The sequence below is a fragment of the Sphingomonas sp. Ant H11 genome, from assembly GCF_000797515.1.
GTDB lineage: Bacteria > Pseudomonadota > Alphaproteobacteria > Sphingomonadales > Sphingomonadaceae > Sphingomonas.
The window spans coordinates 1-16,302 of record NZ_JSBN01000027.1 but is presented as its reverse complement, the minus strand read 5'-3'; the positions used below and the strand labels follow the sequence as shown (position 1 = coordinate 16,302).

The 16,302-nt window shown below is 64.9% G+C and carries 17 protein-coding genes and 3 pseudogenes; 10 read left to right on the top strand and 10 right to left on the bottom strand.

Features of this window, described 5'->3' with window-relative positions; all coding sequences use genetic code 11:
• On the bottom strand, positions 1-124 hold a 124-nt coding region (locus NW75_RS24335), incomplete at its 3' end, for an agmatine deiminase family protein (RefSeq protein WP_197057741.1).
• Positions 125-127: 3 nt separating this feature from the next.
• The gene (locus NW75_RS06910) at positions 128-1,786 is read right to left on the bottom strand and encodes a M28 family metallopeptidase (RefSeq protein ID WP_033964436.1); all 1,659 of its coding nucleotides are present in this window, start codon (positions 1,784-1,786) and stop codon (positions 128-130) included.
• 124 nt (positions 1,787-1,910) lie between these two features.
• Here NW75_RS06910 and NW75_RS06905 point away from each other — a divergent pair, with 124 nt between their 5' ends.
• Positions 1,911-3,923, top strand: coding sequence for an alpha/beta hydrolase family protein (locus tag NW75_RS06905; RefSeq protein ID WP_137902458.1), 2,013 nt, complete (start codon positions 1,911-1,913; stop codon positions 3,921-3,923).
• A gap of 56 nt (positions 3,924-3,979) precedes the next feature.
• Here the strand turns inward: NW75_RS06905 and rpsD are convergent, their stop codons facing one another.
• Positions 3,980-4,594: a 30S ribosomal protein S4 gene (rpsD, locus tag NW75_RS06900; RefSeq protein WP_010406153.1), complete on the bottom strand. Its 615-nt coding sequence runs from the start codon at positions 4,592-4,594 to the stop codon at positions 3,980-3,982.
• Positions 4,595-4,804: 210 nt separating this feature from the next.
• Between rpsD and NW75_RS06895 the strand changes: the two genes are divergently transcribed.
• Complete coding sequence (locus NW75_RS06895) at positions 4,805-5,110, top strand: chorismate mutase (RefSeq protein ID WP_033964435.1); 306 nt, start codon at positions 4,805-4,807, stop codon at positions 5,108-5,110.
• 17 nt (positions 5,111-5,127) lie between these two features.
• On the opposite strand, the gene NW75_RS24330 is transcribed toward NW75_RS06895, so the two are convergent.
• A complete protein-coding gene (locus tag NW75_RS24330) occupies positions 5,128-5,340 on the bottom strand; it encodes a hypothetical protein (RefSeq protein ID WP_197057740.1) in 213 nt (70 codons plus the stop codon).
• A 256-nt stretch (positions 5,341-5,596) separates the two neighbouring features.
• Between NW75_RS24330 and NW75_RS06885 the strand changes: the two genes are divergently transcribed.
• Positions 5,597-5,815 carry a hypothetical protein gene (locus tag NW75_RS06885; protein ID WP_033964433.1) on the top strand — a complete coding sequence of 73 codons (219 nt, stop codon included), beginning with the start codon at positions 5,597-5,599 and terminating at the stop codon, positions 5,813-5,815.
• Between the two features lie 46 nt (positions 5,816-5,861).
• On the opposite strand, the gene NW75_RS06880 is transcribed toward NW75_RS06885, so the two are convergent.
• From NW75_RS06880 to rpiB, 4 genes are read right to left on the bottom strand one after another with little or no spacing between them, the layout of a single operon-like run.
• A complete protein-coding gene (locus NW75_RS06880; RefSeq protein ID WP_033964432.1) occupies positions 5,862-6,599 on the bottom strand; it encodes an RNA methyltransferase in 738 nt (245 codons plus the stop codon).
• On the bottom strand, positions 6,596-7,072 hold the full coding sequence (gene nrdR / locus NW75_RS06875) for a transcriptional regulator NrdR (RefSeq protein ID WP_033964431.1): 477 nt from the start codon (positions 7,070-7,072) through the stop codon (positions 6,596-6,598). Before nrdR ends, NW75_RS06880 begins: the two co-directional genes overlap by 4 nt.
• A gap of 1 nt (position 7,073) precedes the next feature.
• Positions 7,074-8,390 (bottom strand): serine hydroxymethyltransferase, encoded by a 1,317-nt coding sequence (gene glyA / locus NW75_RS06870; protein WP_033964430.1) that lies wholly within the window; start codon positions 8,388-8,390, stop codon positions 7,074-7,076.
• A complete protein-coding gene (gene rpiB, locus NW75_RS06865; protein WP_033964428.1) occupies positions 8,387-8,851 on the bottom strand; it encodes a ribose 5-phosphate isomerase B in 465 nt (154 codons plus the stop codon). Before rpiB ends, glyA begins: the two co-directional genes overlap by 4 nt.
• A 145-nt stretch (positions 8,852-8,996) precedes the next feature.
• On the opposite strand from rpiB, the gene NW75_RS06860 reads away from it, so the two are divergent.
• The 5 genes and pseudogenes from NW75_RS06860 to NW75_RS06840 all read left to right on the top strand — a co-directional run bounded on the left by NW75_RS06860 (position 8,997) and on the right by NW75_RS06840 (position 13,173).
• Positions 8,997-9,596: a sigma-70 family RNA polymerase sigma factor gene (locus NW75_RS06860; RefSeq protein WP_033964427.1), complete on the top strand. Its 600-nt coding sequence runs from the start codon at positions 8,997-8,999 to the stop codon at positions 9,594-9,596.
• Positions 9,597-9,686: 90 nt separating this feature from the next.
• On the top strand, positions 9,687-10,361 hold the full coding sequence (locus NW75_RS06855; RefSeq protein WP_231565023.1) for an anti-sigma factor: 675 nt from the start codon (positions 9,687-9,689) through the stop codon (positions 10,359-10,361).
• A gap of 72 nt (positions 10,362-10,433) precedes the next feature.
• Positions 10,434-10,989: pseudogene (locus NW75_RS06850) on the top strand (fasciclin domain-containing protein).
• A 262-nt stretch (positions 10,990-11,251) separates the two neighbouring features.
• A complete protein-coding gene (locus NW75_RS06845) occupies positions 11,252-12,505 on the top strand; it encodes a DUF3419 family protein (RefSeq protein ID WP_033964426.1) in 1,254 nt (417 codons plus the stop codon).
• On the top strand, positions 12,502-13,173 hold the full coding sequence (locus NW75_RS06840) for a class I SAM-dependent methyltransferase (protein ID WP_033964425.1): 672 nt from the start codon (positions 12,502-12,504) through the stop codon (positions 13,171-13,173). Before NW75_RS06845 ends, NW75_RS06840 begins: the two co-directional genes overlap by 4 nt.
• A gap of 151 nt (positions 13,174-13,324) precedes the next feature.
• On the opposite strand, the gene hemA is transcribed toward NW75_RS06840, so the two are convergent.
• Positions 13,325-14,566: a 5-aminolevulinate synthase gene (gene hemA / locus NW75_RS06835; RefSeq protein ID WP_033964424.1), complete on the bottom strand. Its 1,242-nt coding sequence runs from the start codon at positions 14,564-14,566 to the stop codon at positions 13,325-13,327.
• 71 nt (positions 14,567-14,637) lie between these two features.
• A complete protein-coding gene (gene murI, locus NW75_RS06830) occupies positions 14,638-15,432 on the bottom strand; it encodes a glutamate racemase (protein ID WP_033964423.1) in 795 nt (264 codons plus the stop codon).
• A gap of 76 nt (positions 15,433-15,508) precedes the next feature.
• Here murI and plsY point away from each other — a divergent pair.
• Positions 15,509-16,143: pseudogene (plsY, locus tag NW75_RS06825) on the top strand (glycerol-3-phosphate 1-O-acyltransferase PlsY).
• Positions 16,144-16,147: 4 nt separating this feature from the next.
• Positions 16,148-16,302 (top strand): annotated as a pseudogene (locus NW75_RS24325) (DNA-processing protein DprA); the annotation flags it as partial.

The window sequence follows — 16,302 nt, the reverse complement described above, 5'->3', positions numbered from 1 at the left end:
CGCACGCCGCGACTTCTTCCTGCGCGGGTTCGAGATCGGCTTCCCACAATTCGGGATGGCTCGGGAAGCCGATCCAGACGGCTTTGTGCGGGGCCCATTCGGCGGGCGGCAAGGGACGAGTCATGCTTTACTTTCCTGCGGTGGCGCTGGCGCGGCTTTGATCGCGAATCGCGCGGAATTCGGCGGTCTTGTACCAGTTCGGCCAGTCCGAACCATCCGCCAGCGACCGGCCGAGCGCATAATAAAGCTGCACATCCTCGACCGCGCCCGCCCAGTCCCACGCCGGATTATATTCGTCCTGCGGCTTGTGATAGCGATGCTCGATATAATCGAGCGTCGCGGCATGGCCCGCCGCCTCGCCGCCAACGCGCAGATCCTCACCCGATTCGCCATAGAACATCGGCACGCCGAGCTTGGCGAAGCTGAAATGGTCGGAGCGGAAATAGCTGCCGCGCTCGGGATTGGGTTCGGGCTTCACCACCCGCCCCTGCGCTTCGACCAGCAGCTTCATGCGGTCTTCCAGCTCGGATTTGCCCGCGCCGGTCACCACGAAATCCTTCGCGCGGCCAACGGTGTTGAGCCCGTCCATGTTCACGCCGCCGACGGTCTGCGCGATCGGGTAGATCGGGTGCTGCGCATAATAACGCGACCCCAGCAGCCCGCATTCCTCGCAGGTGACCGACAGGAATACGAGCGTGCGCCGCGCCGGGCCTGCCTTCACATTGGCCTCGGCGAGTGCCACCAGCCCGGCGACCCCGCTCGCATTGTCAAGCGCGCCATTGCAGATGTCGTCGCCCTTCACCGCATCGCAATGCCCAAGATGGTCCCAATGCGCGGTGTAATAGACATAGTCGTTCGGCGCCGTCGTACCCGGAAGGATGCCGATCACATTCTTCGAGGCCTGCCGCTTGATCGTGTTGTCGAACGATACCGATGCGGTGACGCCCAGCGGAACCGCCTTGAAGCCCTTCACCTTCGCCGCCGCGTTCAGCGCATCGAAATCCTGTCCGGCGCTCGCGAACAGTTCGCGCGCCTTGGCCAATTGCATCCAGCCGATCGCCTGGCTCTGGTCGGCATGGTCGCCCGCTTCGTCCAGCTCCAATTGCGGGCCGGTCCAGCTCGATTGCACCACGCCCCAGCCATAAGCGGCAGGCGCGGTTTCGTGCACGATGATCGCGGCAGCCGCCCCGTGGCGCGCGGCTTCCTCGAACTTGTAGGTCCAGCGGCCATAATAGGTCATCGCGCGCCCCTCGAAGAGGCCTTGGTTGGTTGGCGTCTGCCAGTCGGGATCGTTGACCAGGATGACGACGGTCTTGCCCTTCACATCGACGCCCGCATAATCGTCCCACCCGCGCTCGGGCGCGGTGATGCCATAGCCGACGAACACCACCGGGCTGTTCCGAATGTCGATCCTGGGCGTCACGCGATAAGTGGCGATCACGACATCGCTGCGATAGGCGAGGCTCACCGGGGCCTTGCCGCCGGTGAAGCTGAGCGGCGTCACGTTCTTCGCGGTCAGTTCGACCAGCGGCACGTCCTGAAACCATTTGCCGTCATTCCCCGGCTTCAACCCGGCGGCCTTGAAGCGCTCGACGATATAGTCTGTCGCCTTGGCCTCGCCCGCCGTGGTCGGCTTGCGCCCCTCGAACGCATCGGAGGAGAGCGTCTTGGTGACGTCCTTCAGCGTCTCGACGCTGATCGTGGGCAGCGGCCCATTCTGGGCCAGCACGGGGTTTGCCGCTGTCAGCAAACCGAGAGTGAGGGCAAGGGTCGGTATCGCGCGCATCGGCCATCATCCTGTCGCTAGGGTGGCCACCTTTTGGCAGGCGCAGTGCGCGTGCGCAACCAAGCGCGGTGCCGCGTTGCATCGCCCCTAAAAGTGCGTATCACTCTGCAAAAAGGGGAAAAGCATGAACCGATATCTGCTGGGGACCGCGCTGGCCGTTTGCCTCGCCACACCGTTGCTGCCCGCCGTCGCCGCCGCCCCCTCCCCCGTCAGCGATGCGGCGACGCGCTTCGGCGCGCGCGAAGACATTCAGCAGGTCAGCCTTTCGCCCAGCGGCACGGCAATCGCCTATATCGCGGCCATTGAAGGGCACGGTGCCGGCTTGTTCGTGGTGTCGGTCGCCGACGGAGTGCCAAAGCCCATACTCGCGTCCAGCGGCAACCCCGACCGGCTGACCGCGTGCAAATGGTCGACCGACACGCGGCTGATCTGCGGGATCTACATGATCCTCGACACCGGGCTGACCCATGGCGGCTTCAATGGCTATACCCGCCTCGTCGCGGTCGACAGCGACGGCAAGAATTTGAAGGTGCTCAGCGCGCGGACCAACGAACGGTCGCTCGGGGCCTCCTTTGGCGGGGGCGACGTGATCGACTGGAATGGCGGTGCGCCCGGCACGGTGCTGGTCACGCGTAGCTATGTGCCGGAGGCAACCACCGGATCGCTGATCGCAGAGAGTCGCGAAGGTGTGGGCGTCGACCGGATCGACACCGTTTCGCTGCGCCGCGCAAACGTCGAGCCGCCCAATAACGATGCTGTCGATTATATCAGCGACGGTTACGGTAGCGTCCGCATCATGGGCAAGCGCCCCAAGCTCAACACAGGCTATAACAGCGATACGATCCTCTATTCGTATCGCAAGTCCGGCGACCGCACCTGGCTGCCGCTCGGCACGCTCAAGACGACGGGCGGCGTGCTGTCGGGCTTCAATCCCTATGCAGTCGATCGCGACCACAACCTTGTCTACGGTTTCGACACCAAGGATGGGCGCAGGGCGCTGTACACGATCGCGCTCGACGGCAGCCTGACGCGCACGTTGGTGCTCGACCGCCCCGATGTCGATATCGATGACGTGATCCGCATCGGACGCCAGAACCGCGTGGTCGGCGCAAGCTTTGTCACCGACAAGCGGCAAAGCATTTTCTTCGACCCCGATCTGAAAAAGCTCGCCGCCTCGCTGTCGCGCGCCTTGCCCGGCCTGCCACTGGTCACGTTCGTCGATGCCAGCGCCGACGAGAGCAAGCTGCTGCTGTTCGCGGGCAGCGATGTCGATCCGGGCCATTATTATCTCTACGACAAGACGACGCGCCACCTCGCCGAAGCCTTTCCGGCGCGCGCTGCGCTCGCCAAGACGACCCTTGCAGCTCGCACGCCGATCACCTTCACTGCCGCCGATGGCACGCAGATTCCGGCCTATCTCACGCTGCCGCCCGGCAGCACGGGCAAAAACCTGCCGACAATCGTGATGCCGCATGGCGGCCCCGAAGCGCGCGACGAATGGAACTTCGACTGGCTGTCGCAATTCTTCGCCAATCGCGGCTATGCCGTGCTCCAGCCCAATTATCGCGGATCAACCGGCTACGGCATCGCCTGGTTCAAGGAAAATGGCTTCAAATCGTGGCGCACCGCGATCGGCGACGTCAACGATAGCGGTCGCTGGCTGATCAAGCAGGGCATTGCCGATCCTGCCAAGCTGGCGATCGTCGGCTGGTCCTATGGCGGCTATGCCGCGCTACAATCGGCGGTGCTCGATCCAAGCCTGTTCAAGGCGATCATCGCGGTCGCGCCCGTTACCGATCTGGAGACGCTGCGGCAGGAACGGCATGACTTCACCGACTTTACGGAACAGGATGCGCGGATCGGCAAGGGCCCGCATGTTCGCGAAGGCTCCCCGGCGCAGAATGCCGCGCGGATCACCGCACCCGTGCTGCTGTTCCACGGGGACCGCGACCAGAATGTCGGCATCGGCGAATCACGGCTGATGGCGGGTCGCCTGAAAGCAGCGGGCAAGTCGGTCGAACTGGTCGAGTTCCACGCGCTCGACCATCAGCTCGACGACAGCAACGTGCGCGCCACGATGCTCGACAAGGCCGATGGCTTTCTGCGCACCACGCTGGCGCTCTCACCCGCCAAATAAAAAAGGGCGGCCCGTTGCCGGGCCGCCCTCTTGCAGTCTCGATCGGGATCGAACGATCAGCGCGAATAGAATTCGACGACCAGGTTCGGTTCCATCTTCACCGGATAGGGCACTTCGTCGAGCGTCGGAACGCGCGTGAAGGTGACCTTGGCCGCGCCGTCCGGTGCGACATAATCGGGGATTTCGCGCTCGGCGAGCTGCTGCGCTTCGAGCACCAGCGCCATTTCCTTGGCCTTGGTGCCGAGCGTGATCTCGTCACCGACGAAGCAGCGACGCGATGCGATGTTGCACTTCACGCCGTTGACGCGGACGTGGCCATGCGAAACCAGCTGGCGTGCAGCCCAGACGGTCGGCGCGAACTTGGCGCGATAGACGATCATGTCGAGACGCTGCTCGAGCAGGCCGATCAGGTTCTGGCCGGTGTCGCCCTTCATACGCGCGGCTTCGGTGTAGCAAGCGCGGAACTGCTTCTCGGTCACGTCGCCATAATAGCCCTTGAGCTTCTGCTTGGCGCGCAGCTGGATGCCGAAATCGCTGACCTTGCCCTTGCGGCGCTGGCCGTGCTGGCCGGGGCCATATTCACGCTTGTTGACGGGCGATTTGGGGCGGCCCCAAATGTTCTCGCCCATGCGGCGATCGAGCTTGTACTTTGCGGATGAACGCTTCGACATGAGATATTCCTTGGCAAATGCTTCGTGACAAGACCGCCTGCCTGCGCAAACGATCGATACCCGGTATCGCTCTATCCGAACCTGTAAGGGATGCGGGCAGGGCCACCACTTCACCGGGGTGTGGGGCCAAATGCGAAGGCGGGCGGTTAGCGGCACCGGTCGCATGAGTCAAGCTGGACAGGCGCGCCGCGGCTCGCCAAGGGGGAGCGCATGACGAACGCGATCCTCCCCGGCCCCGATTGCAGCAATATGGCGGAGGTCCGCGCCGGCGTCGACCATGTCGACCGCGCGCTGATCGCGCTGCTCGCCCAGCGCTTTGCCTATATGGACGCAGCGGCACGGATCAAACCCGAACGCGGCGCGGTGCGCGACGAGGGGCGCAAGGCGCAAGTGATCGCCAATGCCTGCGCGGAAGCGCGCGCCGTCGGCATTCCCGAAAGCGTCATCGTCGATTTGTGGGAACGGCTGGTCGAAGCATCGATCGCCTATGAGCTCGTGGCGTTCGACCGGCGCTGACCGCGCATCCCTTTCGGTTAGCGGGGAATATCCGAGCCGTTCCCGTCGCGCCGATTGCGCAGCGCCGCGGCACCACGCTCCCGTTCGGCTTCAAGCGCGACCCATTCGGCCTTGGTGTGGCAGACGCGCTTGGTAAATATCGAGCCGGTCACTTCCTCGGAGCGACAAATCTTCTTTTCTTTAGCCGCGTCCGCTGTGGAACCGGCTGTGTCCATGGCCTGCGCGGCCATTGGAAGGCATAATAGAGTCGCAGCGAGTAACGTCTTCATATACCCTCCCGATCGAGATCCAGTGCGCCGACAGTGAACGGTCTGCGCGATATAATGGGCAATCGCCGCCATCAAGGCACCGCGACGCTTCGTAGGGCCGGAGAACCCGTGAGCGGAACGCCAACCGGCCTCCATTCCCGAGCCTTAACGGCCGAGAACCCCAGCCATATGCTCGCTGCCCGCTGCCTCGCGCTCCCATTCCTCCGCAGTTTTGCAGATGCTGGCCCGCACCCGCGAGCTGGTCGTCGCTTCCGAACGACAAATTTTGCGCGGCTTGGCGGGTTTGCTGGGCTTTGCCGTCGGGGTGGGACCCGACGACGTTCCCTCAGCGGATGTTTGCGCAATCACCGGCGATGCCGCAAGCGCGATGGCAGCCATCATCGAGGCAGAACGGACCAGCATGAAGATCTCCGACTTATGCGATGCGCCGGTGTAACCAGCCCGCAAGATGCCGTCAAAGCAGAATAATCTGTGCCGCGCGCTTAGCGGTCCCGCGGCCGCTTTCCTGCCAGCGCGCTCAGCACGCCGCGCACGGTGCGAACCTCCTGCGCCGACCAGCCAGGCTTGGTCAGCAAGGTCCGCAAGGTCCGTCGCGTCACCGGCGTGCGTTCGGGCGGGAAGAAGAAATCGGTCTCGCCCAGCATCGCGTCAAGCTGTGCGATCATCCCGTCCAGCTCTTCCTGCGGTGCCGGCGGCGGCAGATCGACCTGGGGTGGGCTCGCCAGGCGCTCCGCCTTCGACCATTCATAGGCGATGAGGATGACCGCTTGCGCCAGATTGAGCGATCCGAATTCCGGGTTGATCGGCACGGTGATGATGGTCCGCGCCAGCGCGATATCGTCGGTTTCGAGCCCCGAGCGTTCCGGCCCGAACAAAATCGCCGATCGCCCCGGCCCGGCATGGATCGCGCGCGCCGCCCCCTCGGGCGTCACCACCGGCTTGGTCACGCCGCGTTTGCGCACGGTGGTCGCATAGACATTCGCGCAATCGGCCACGGCGTCGGACACGGTTTCGAACACCCGCGCCTCTTCCAACACGACATCGGCACCGCTCGCGGCGGGGCCTGCGCTGGGGTTGGGCCAGCCGTCGCGCGGGCTGACGAGGCGCATCTCGACCAGCCCGAAATTGAGCATTGCGCGCGCGGCCTTGCCGATATTTTCACCAAGCTGCGGACGAACGAGAACGAGCACGGGCGGTGGGATGATAGAAGGTGTGCTCACCCCTTGCCGACCTCGCTCACCGTGCCGGCAAATTCCTCGAAATCGCGCGCTTCGCGGAAATCCTTATAAACGCTGGCAAAACGGATATAGGCGACCGAATCGAGGCCCTTCAGCCCCTCCATCACCATCTCGCCGATCTTGCCCGAGCGCACTTCATTCTCGCCCAGCGTCTCGAGCTGGCGTTGAATGCCCGACACCAGCTTCTCAAGCTGCGCCGCCTCGATCGGGCGCTTGCGGGCCGCGATCGAGACCGAGCGCAACAGCTTCTCGCGATCGAACGGCTCGCGCTTGAAGCCGCCGCCCGCGCCTTCGCTCTTGACCACGGTCAACTCGCGGAGCTGAATCCGCTCGAAGGTGGTGAAGCGCGCACCGCACCCCTCGCATTGCCGCCGCCGCCGGATCGCGCCTGCATCCTCGGTCGGGCGCGAGTCCTTTACCTGACTGTCTTCATGGCCGCAGAACGGACAGCGCAAATCACACCCCTTCCGGATAGATTGGGAAGCGCGCGCACAGCGCCAGAACGCGCTCGCGGACATTGGCCTCGACCTGCGCGTCGCCGTGCTCGCCATTCTTGCGCAAGCCATCGAGCACATCGGCGACCATGTTGCCGATCTCCCGGAATTCGGCCGGGCCAAAGCCGCGCGTCGTGCCCGCTGGCGAACCGACGCGGATGCCGCTGGTCTTGGTCGGCGGCAATGGATCGTTGGGAATGCCGTTCTTGTTGCACGTGATGCCGGCGCGTTCGAGCGCTTCATCGGCATCCTTGCCGGTCACGCCGAGCGGGGTAAGGTCGATCAAGGCGAGATGCGTGTCGGTGCCGCCCGAAACGACTTCCGCGCCGCGCTCCTTGAGCGTGGCGGCGAGCACCTTGGCATTCTCGATCACGGCGGCGATGTAGCTCTTATAGCCCGGCTGCAGCGCCTCGCCGAAAGCGACCGCCTTCGCCGCGATCACGTGCATCAGCGGACCACCCTGCAACCCCGGGAACACCGCCGAATTGAGCTTCTTGCCCAGCGCTTCGTCATTGGCGAGGATCATGCCCCCGCGCGGCCCGCGCAGCGTCTTGTGCGTGGTGGTGGTGGCGATGTGCGCGTGCGGGAAGGGCGACGGATGCAGGCCCGCCGCAACCAGCCCGGCGAAATGCGCCATGTCGACCATGAAATAGGCCCCGACTTCATCGGCAATCGCACGGAATTTGGCGAAATCGATTGTACGCGGATAGGCCGAGCCGCCCGCGATGATCAGCTTGGGGCTATGCTCGCGTGCCAGCTTTGCCACTTCATCGAAATCGATCAGATGCGTGACCGGATCCACGCCATACTGGACCGCGTTGAACCACTTGCCCGACATCGCCGCCTTGGCACCGTGTGTCAGGTGACCACCGGCATCGAGGCTCATGCCGAGGATCGTCTCGCCCGGCTTGACCAGCGCCAGCAGCACGGCACCATTGGCCTGCGCGCCCGAGTGCGGCTGGACATTGGCATAGCAACAGCCGAACAATTGCTTGGCGCGCTCGATCGCCAGCGTCTCGACTTCGTCCGACGGGTGGCAGCCCTGATAATAACGCTTGCCGGGATAGCCTTCGGCATATTTGTTGGTGAAGACGCTACCCTGCGCCTGCAGCACCGCCTTCGACACGATGTTTTCGCTCGCGATCAATTCGATCTGCGTCTGCTCGCGCGTCAGCTCATGGGCAATCCCGCCGAACACCGCCGGATCCGCCTCGGCCAGGCCGCGCGTGAAGAAGCCGTCGGGCTGGACGTCGTGAAGCTCTGATGGATTGGTGCTCATGCCGGGTTCCCACTCGTAACTGGCGCAAAGGACGGTGCGCCGAGCTTTTCGACGCGCGATTGATGGCGGCCACCGGCGAAATCGGTGGTCAGGAAAGCGGTGATACAGGCCTTAGCCATGTCCTCGCCGGTCAGCCGCGCGCCGAGCGCCACGACATTGGCATCGTTATGCTCGCGCGCAAGGGCGGCGGAAAGCGGTTCGGAGACGAGCGCACAGCGCATCGCGAGATGGCGGTTGACCGCGATCGAGATGCCGATGCCCGATCCGCACAGGGCAACGCCGCGCTCGGCGGAGCCAGAGGCCACGGCCTCGGCCAGTTTGAAGCCGAAATCGGGATAATCGACGCGCGCATCGCTGTCCGGGCCAAGATCGAGGACTTCATGCCCCTCGGCGGCGAGCCATGCGGCAAGCGTGGCCTTTAACGCAAAGGCGGCGTGATCGGAGGCGATGGCGATGCGCAAAGCGGGCGCGCTCCCAAAGAGTGAAGCGGAATGGCGTGCCCTTAGCCAAGCCCGCGCACGATTGCCACACCCAAGCGCACGCACCGACACCGCAATCGCACGCCGATATTGCCGTGGCCCCCGCGCCAAGCTAGGCACTGCCCCCGTGACCGATCACCCGCTCGACGCTCCGGCTCCATCCGGCACGCCCTCGCCAGAGGCGGCGGCGCGTGCGCGGCTGGTGGACGCGCTGGTGCGCACCGGCGAGGAGGACCGCGCCGCTTTTCGCGATCTCTATGCGCTCACTTCGGCGAAACTATTTGGCGTCTGCTACCGTATCTGCGGCGAAAGGCAGGCAGCGGAAGACGTGTTGCACGATGTGTATCTGACGATTTGGCGGCGCGCCGGTGCCTATGACCCGCTCCGCGCCAGCCCGATCACGTGGCTCGCCACGATTGCGCGCAACCGCGCGATCGACTGGCAGCGCGCGCAGAAAATCCGCCGCGCCACCCCGATCGAGGATGCGCCGCCGGTGATCGACACGGCCCCGCTCGCCAGCGAGTCGATGCTGCAGGACGAAGCCAGCGACCTGTTGCACGGCTGCCTGCAAGGCCTTGAGGCACGCCAGCGCGATGCGATCCGCACTGCCTTTTTCGACGGCGTAACCTATGCCGAACTGGCCGAACGCCAGTCGATCCCGCTTGGCACGATGAAGAGCTGGGTGCGGCGCGGCCTCGCCAAATTGAAGGAGTGCCTTGAGGGATGAGCGACATGCCCCCTCCTGCAGGCGTCGGCCCCGAAGGCCTCGAGGACGCGCCCGACATGACCGCGGCCGAACTCGCGCTCGGCGTGCTGGATGGCGAGGAAAGGGCCGTCGCGCTCCGCCGCGTCCTCGCTGACCCCGATTTCGCGCGCGAGGTCGAGCGGTGGCGCGGGCATTTGGCACCGTGGTTCGACCAATGGCCCGCGATCGCGGCCCCCCGATATTCTCGCGCGCGTCGAGCGCTCGCTCGATCAGGCACCGGCAGCACCGGTTGCAAGTCTGGTGACGCGACCCCGGCCACGCAGCGCGATCTGGCCCGGCGTGGCCGCGCTGTCGAGCATTGCGGCAGCGGCGCTGCTGGTCGTGCTGGTCACGCGCCCGCTCGCGCCCATGTCGCCGCCGCAGCCCGCACCGTCAGTCGCCGCGCCGCTCGCCCCGACGCTGGTCGCTTCGATCACGCCGGAGGGCAAAGGCACCCCGGTCACGGCAATCTATGACAAGAATGCCGGGACGATCCGCTTGACCGAGGCGAGCCTGACCAGTGCCGACCATAGCGCGGAATTGTGGGTGATCCCGGCCGACGGCACGCCGCATTCGCTGGGGGTCTTGCGCACCCAAGGGGCGACCGCGCTGACGCTGCGGCCGGAGAACCGGCAGCGTATTGCGGCGGGCGCGGTGCTTGCCGTTACGGTCGAACCGGTCGGCGGGTCACCCAGCGGGCTGCCAACCGGCCCCGTGGTCGCCAAAGGCGTTCTTTCGCCGGTCTGAGTGCATCCACGGCGGGGGCTGCCCCGTATCTCCGCCGCGTCCACCCCGGGCGCACCCGCAGGAGAACCCCCTATGACCCGCATTTTTCGCACCGCAATCGCCGCCGCCGCCGTCGCGATGAGCGCAGGATCGCTCGCATCCGCCCAGACCAACCCAATGGTCGGCGGTGCCGCCATGTATCCCACCAAGAATATCGTCGAAAAACGCCGTCAATTCGAAGGACCACACCACGCTGGTCGCCGCAGTCAAGGCCGCTGACCTGGTCGAGACGCTGTCCGGCCCGGGGCCGTTCACGGTGTTCGCGCCGACCAACGCCGCCTTCGCCAAACTGCCCAAGGGCACCGTGACGACGCTGCTGAAGCCCGAAAACAAGGCGACGCTCGCCGCCGTGCTGACCTACCATGTCGTTCCCGGTCGTGTCACCGCCGCCGACATCGCCGCCGCCGCGCAAGCGCATGGCGGCAAGGCCACCTACACCACCGTCCAGGGCGGCACGCTGACCTTCGCCAAGGCAGGTCGCGGCTGGAGCGTCACCGATGCCAAGGGCCATACCGGGCGGATCACCATCGCCAATGTGATGCAGTCCAACGGCGTGATCCATGTCATCGACACCGTGATGCTGCCGTAAAAATACCGCGCCGCCGCATCCGGGCGGGGCATTCGCGCGTATAATGAACTGTCCCCGTTCCGCAGGGGACAAACTGACCGTTCGCCGGGTCCCCTCCTTTGCGGCGAGCGGTTGTAAAAACGGACCTGTCGGCGTCCCCCGCGTCGGCAGGTCCTTTTCATTTCGCCACAAGCGCGTCATGGAAGCGTCACCGGATCGTCGTAACGCACGGCTGCCGCCTGCGTCTTTTCCTCAACGCGATGTCCGGCCGGAGAAGCTTGCCATGGCCCTTGCCATTCGACCGCCTCAGGATCGCCCCCGCAAAACCGCCGCAAAGAATCGCGCGGTTCGCAGTGCAGTGCATCAGCACAAACATCTCTCGAAGCAGGGGCTGCTCGAACGCGCCTTCACCTTCGCCTTTCGTGGCCTCGTCTATGCCCAGATCTGGGAGGATCCGGCCGTCGACATGGAAGCGCTGGCGATCACGCCCGACTCGCATGTCGTCACGATCGCCTCGGGCGGCTGCAATGTGCTGAGCTATCTCACCGCCAATCCGCGTGCGATCACCGCGGTCGACCTCAACACCGCGCACATCGCGCTCAACAAGCTGAAGGTCGTCGCCGCGCGGCATCTGCCGGATTACGACGCCTTCCACCGCTTCTTCGCCCAGGCCAACAGCCGCGACAACGTGCGCGCCTATCGCACCTATATCCGCCCGCATCTCGACGAGACGACGCTGGCCTATTGGGAAGGCCGTGACATCATCGGCCGGCGGCGGATCGGCGGTTTCGCCAAGAACGTCTACAAGCGCGGCCTGCTCGGCAATTTCATCGGCGTGGCGCATCTGCTCGCGCGGCTGAACGGCGTGAACCCGAAGATCCTGCTCAAGGCGCAATCGATCGAGGAACAGCGCGAAATCTTCGACCGCGAATTCGCGCCCTTTTTCGACAAGGGCTTCGTCAAATGGATCACCGATCAGCCTGCCTCGCTGTTCGGCCTCGGCATTCCGCCAGCGCAATATGAGGCGCTGGCTGGCGACGAGAAGATGGCGGTGGTGCTGCGCGAACGGCTCGAAAAGCTCGCGTGCGATTTCGACATCAAGGACAATTATTTCGCATGGCAGGCCTTTGGCCGCGGCTATGGCCAGGGACCATCGGCACCGCTGCCGCCCTATCTCCAGCGCGACCATTATGACGAGATTGTCGAGCGCGCGAGCCGGATCGAGGTGCGCCACACCAACTTTACCGATTATCTGCGCACCCACGGCGATGCCTCGCTCGATCGTTACATCCTGCTCGACGCGCAGGATTGGATGACCGACGAGCAGCTCACCGATCTGTGGAGCGAGATCACCCGCACCGCCAAGCCCGGCGCGCGCGTGCTGTTCCGCACGGCCGGCGAGCCCAGCATCCTGCCCGGCCGCGTGCCCGATGCGATCCTGGGCAAATGGACGTACCGCGCCGAGGAATCGCTCGATTACACCAAGCGCGACCGCTCCTCGATTTACGGCGGCGTCCATCTCTACGTGCTCGGATGAACGCAGCCTCGATCGATACTGGCCATGCCGGACACATGGATGCGATCTATCGCTCGCAGCGCCATATCTATGATCTGACACGCAAATATTATCTGCTCGGGCGCGATGCGCTGATCGACGGCATCGCGCCGCCGCCCGGCGGCAGCGTGCTGGAAATCGGCTGCGGCACCGGGCGCAACCTGATCGCGGCGGCTAGGCGTTGGCCCGATGCGCGCTTCTACGGCATCGATATTTCGGAAGCGATGCTGCAGACGGCGCGTGCGAAGGTCGCCAAGGCAGGCCTTTCCGATCGGATCGTGCTGGCGCAAGGCGACGCCACCGCTTTCGATGCCGAGGCGCTGTTCGGCATCGCGACCTTCGATCGTATCTTCCAAAGCTATACGCTGTCGATGATTCCCGGCTGGCACGATGCCATCCGGGAGGCCGCCACCAAGCTCGCGCCGGGTGGGCGGCTCGACATTGTCGACTTCGGTCAGCAGGAAGGGTTGCCCAAAGCCTTTCGTGCGTTGTTGTTCGCCTGGCTCGCCAAATTCGACGTGGCACCGCGCGCAGCATTGCAGCCTGCCCTGATCGAAATTGCCAGCGAGGTGGGCGGCATGCCGCGCTTCGCCCCGCTCTATCGCGGTTATGCCTGGTCGGGCCGCATCGAGCGCAACGCCAATCGCTGACGGGGTCAATTAGTGGTGGAAAACCAGCCACAACAGCAGAATGACCGGGATCGGAACCCCCAGCAGCCACAAAATACAACCCTTGCCCATGATAACCTCTCGCTGATGTGAGAGGCGTAACGGGTTACAGGCGTCGCGGTTCCCGCTCGGTTCAGGCCGCCTTGCGCAATTCCAGCCGACCCCAGATTTCGACCAGCGCCCCGGTCAGTTCGCGCATCATCGCTTCGTCATGCGCGGGACCCGGGGTGAAGCGCAGCCGTTCGGTGCCGCGCGGTACGGTTGGATAATTGATCGGCTGCACGTACACGCCATATTCGGCGAGCAGGATGTCGCTGATCTTCTTGGCCTTGACCGGATCGCCGACCATCAGCGGCACGATGTGCGTGGTCGAGTTCATCACCGGCAGACCGGCTTCTGCGAACAGCGTCTTCAACAGTGCGGCGGCGGCCTGTTGCCCCTCACGCTCGACACTCGACGCCTTCAGGTGTCGCACACTGGCCAGCGCACCCGCCACCAGCACCGGCGACAGCGAGGTAGTGAAGATGAAACCCGGCGCATAGGAACGGATCACGTCGATGATCGTCTGATCGGCGCTGATATAGCCGCCCATCACCCCGATCGCCTTGCCCAGCGTCCCCTCGATGATGGTCAGCCGATCGGCGACGCCATCGCGGTCCGAAATGCCGCCGCCGCGCGGGCCGTACATGCCGACCGCATGGACTTCGTCGAGATAGGTCAGCGCATGATATTTGTCGGCCAGGTCGCAGATCGCGGCGATCGGCGCGACGTCGCCATCCATCGAATAGACGCTTTCGAAGGCGATCAGCTTCGGAACCGCCGGATCGGCCGCCGCGAGCAGTTCCTCGAGATGCGCCAGGTCATTGTGACGGAACACATGCTTTTCGCAGCCCGAATTGCGGATGCCCGCGATCATCGAGGCATGGTTGAGTTCGTCCGAGAAGATGATGCAGCCCGGCAGCACCTTGGCCAGCGTCGCCAGCGTCGCCTCGTTCGAGACATAGCCGCTGGTGAACAGCAATGCGCCTTCCTTGCCGTGCAGATCGGCGAGTTCGCCTTCCAGATCGACATGATAATGCGTGTTGCCACCGATATTGCGCGTGCCGCCCGAACCCGCGCCGACGTCATGCAGCGCATGTTCCATCGCCGCGATCACATCCGGGTGCTGGCCCATCGCCAGATAATCGTTCGAACACCACACCGTGATCGGCTTGGGGCCGTTATGGCCGGCAAAACACCGCGCATTGGGGAAGGCCCCTTTGTTGCGCAGGATGTCGATAAAGACGCGATAACGCCCTTCGACATGCAGGCGATCGATCGCCTGCGCGAAAATCCGGGAGTAATCGACCCCGGGATGCGGTGAGTCTACGTCCATGTCCGCCCACTACCCCCGCCAAGCGCCGATTTCCAGCGGCTTTCCCCGATCTACGTGATCATACCTATCGGTTATAGAATATCCAGCCGCGTGAGTCCAAACCGGGCGAGTGCTGGTACCAGCCGATCCGTGTCGGCACTGTGCGCGGTAAACACCGCACGCCCCTCGCGCGGCGTATCCGGCCAGCCCTGCCCCTCGGTCAAATGCGCGATCCGCCGGGCGATCCCCGCGCTGCCATCGACGAAGCGCACCGGGTGCGGGGCCGCCGCCGCCAATTCGTCCGCCACCAGCGGGAAATGCGTGCAGGCATTGACGATCGTATCGATCCGATCGCCACCAGCTTGCCCGAACAGGCCATGCAGGATGGCGGCATAGCGCGCCGGATCGGTCGGCTCCCCGTGCAATTTGGCTTCGGCGAGCGCGACCAGCTCGGCCGATCCGTGGCGCAACACCGTACAATCCCCGGCAAAGCGCGCCGCCAGATCATCGACATAAGGCTGGCGCACCGTGGCTTCGGTGCCGAGCACGCCGATCACGCGCGTCGCGCTGGCGATCGCGGCGGGCTTGATCGCGGGGACGGTGCCGACCACGGGCAGATCGAGCGCCTCGCGGACCGTTGCCAGCGCAATCGTCGATGCCGTGTTGCACGCGATCACGATCAGGCGCGGTTGATAGCGTTCGGCGAGCCGACCCAGCAAGGCGGGCACGCGCGCGGCGATCTCGCGCTCGGTCTTGGTGCCGTATGGGAAACCCGCCGAGTCCGCGACATAGACCACCGGCATGTTGGGCAGCAGCACCCGCGCCGCACCGAGCACCGACAATCCGCCGACCCCGGAATCAAAAAACAACACGGGGCGCTGATCCATGGCGCTCCATAACGCGATCGGCGCATTTGACAAAACCGGCTTGATGGAGATTGTGGCACCGGGCCGTGTGCACGCTATGTTCACACCGACCATAGGGGGATCTTACGTGCCGACCGACTATCTCTGGCAGGCCCCGGCGGCGGCGCTGGTGCTCGGCTATCTGCTCGGGTCGATTCCATTCGGCGTCCTGCTCACCCGCCTGGCGGCGCGGGGGATTTGCGCCAGATCGGGTCGGGCAATATCGGTGCCACCAACGTGCTGCGCACCGGGCGCAAGGGGCTGGCGGCGGCAACGTTGCTGCTCGACGCGGCGAAGGGGTTTGTCGCGGTGTGGATTGCCGAGCGCTATCTTGGCGGCACCGGCGTGGTCGCGGCGGCGGCGGTGTTCCTTGGCCATCTCTATCCGGTCTGGCTGCGCTTCCGCGGCGGCAAGGGCGTGGCGACGCTGCTCGGCGTGGTGCTGGCTTTGCATTGGCCGATTGCACTCGTTTACGCGGTGGTGTGGATCGCCATGCTGGCGCTGCTGCGCATTTCCTCGCTTGCGGGCATGACGGCTGCGGTAACCGCCCCGCTCAGCGCCGCTTTTTTCGGTCGGTTCGACCTTGTCCTGCTGCTGCTTGCGCTCGCTTTGCTGGTGCTGTGGAAGCATCGCGCCAATGTCGATCGCCTCATCAGCGGCACCGAACCGCGCGTCGGCCGCAAGCGTGGCTGAGGCGATGGATCAAGCGCAACGGGCGATCCCCCGATTGCGCCTGATCCGTTCGGCGCAGATCGGGCCCGTCACCTACGCCCAATTGATCGCACGCTTCGGCAGCGCGCACGCCGCGCTCGATGCCGTTCCGCACCTCGCCGCGCGTGGCGGTGGCAAGCG

Excerpts from the sequence above, each read along its gene's own strand:
- NW75_RS06910 (WP_033964436.1), bottom strand. The coding sequence starts at position 1,786 with ATGCGCGCGATACCGACCCTTGCCCTCACTCTCGGTTTGCTGACAGCG.
- NW75_RS06905 (WP_137902458.1), top strand. The coding sequence starts at position 1,911 with ATGAACCGATATCTGCTGGGGACCGCGCTGGCCGTTTGCCTCGCCACA.
- rpsD (WP_010406153.1), bottom strand. The coding sequence starts at position 4,594 with ATGTCGAAGCGTTCATCCGCAAAGTACAAGCTCGATCGCCGCATGGGC.
- NW75_RS06895 (WP_033964435.1), top strand. The coding sequence starts at position 4,805 with ATGACGAACGCGATCCTCCCCGGCCCCGATTGCAGCAATATGGCGGAG.
- NW75_RS24330 (WP_197057740.1), bottom strand. The coding sequence starts at position 5,340 with ATGGCCGCGCAGGCCATGGACACAGCCGGTTCCACAGCGGACGCGGCT.
- NW75_RS06885 (WP_033964433.1), top strand. The coding sequence starts at position 5,597 with ATGCTGGCCCGCACCCGCGAGCTGGTCGTCGCTTCCGAACGACAAATT.
- glyA (WP_033964430.1), bottom strand. The coding sequence starts at position 8,390 with ATGAGCACCAATCCATCAGAGCTTCACGACGTCCAGCCCGACGGCTTC.
- NW75_RS06855 (WP_231565023.1), top strand. The coding sequence starts at position 9,687 with ATGGCGAGGAAAGGGCCGTCGCGCTCCGCCGCGTCCTCGCTGACCCCG.
- NW75_RS06845 (WP_033964426.1), top strand. The coding sequence starts at position 11,252 with ATGGCCCTTGCCATTCGACCGCCTCAGGATCGCCCCCGCAAAACCGCC.
- NW75_RS06840 (WP_033964425.1), top strand. The coding sequence starts at position 12,502 with ATGAACGCAGCCTCGATCGATACTGGCCATGCCGGACACATGGATGCG.
- hemA (WP_033964424.1), bottom strand. The coding sequence starts at position 14,566 with ATGGACGTAGACTCACCGCATCCCGGGGTCGATTACTCCCGGATTTTC.
- murI (WP_033964423.1), bottom strand. The coding sequence starts at position 15,432 with ATGGATCAGCGCCCCGTGTTGTTTTTTGATTCCGGGGTCGGCGGATTG.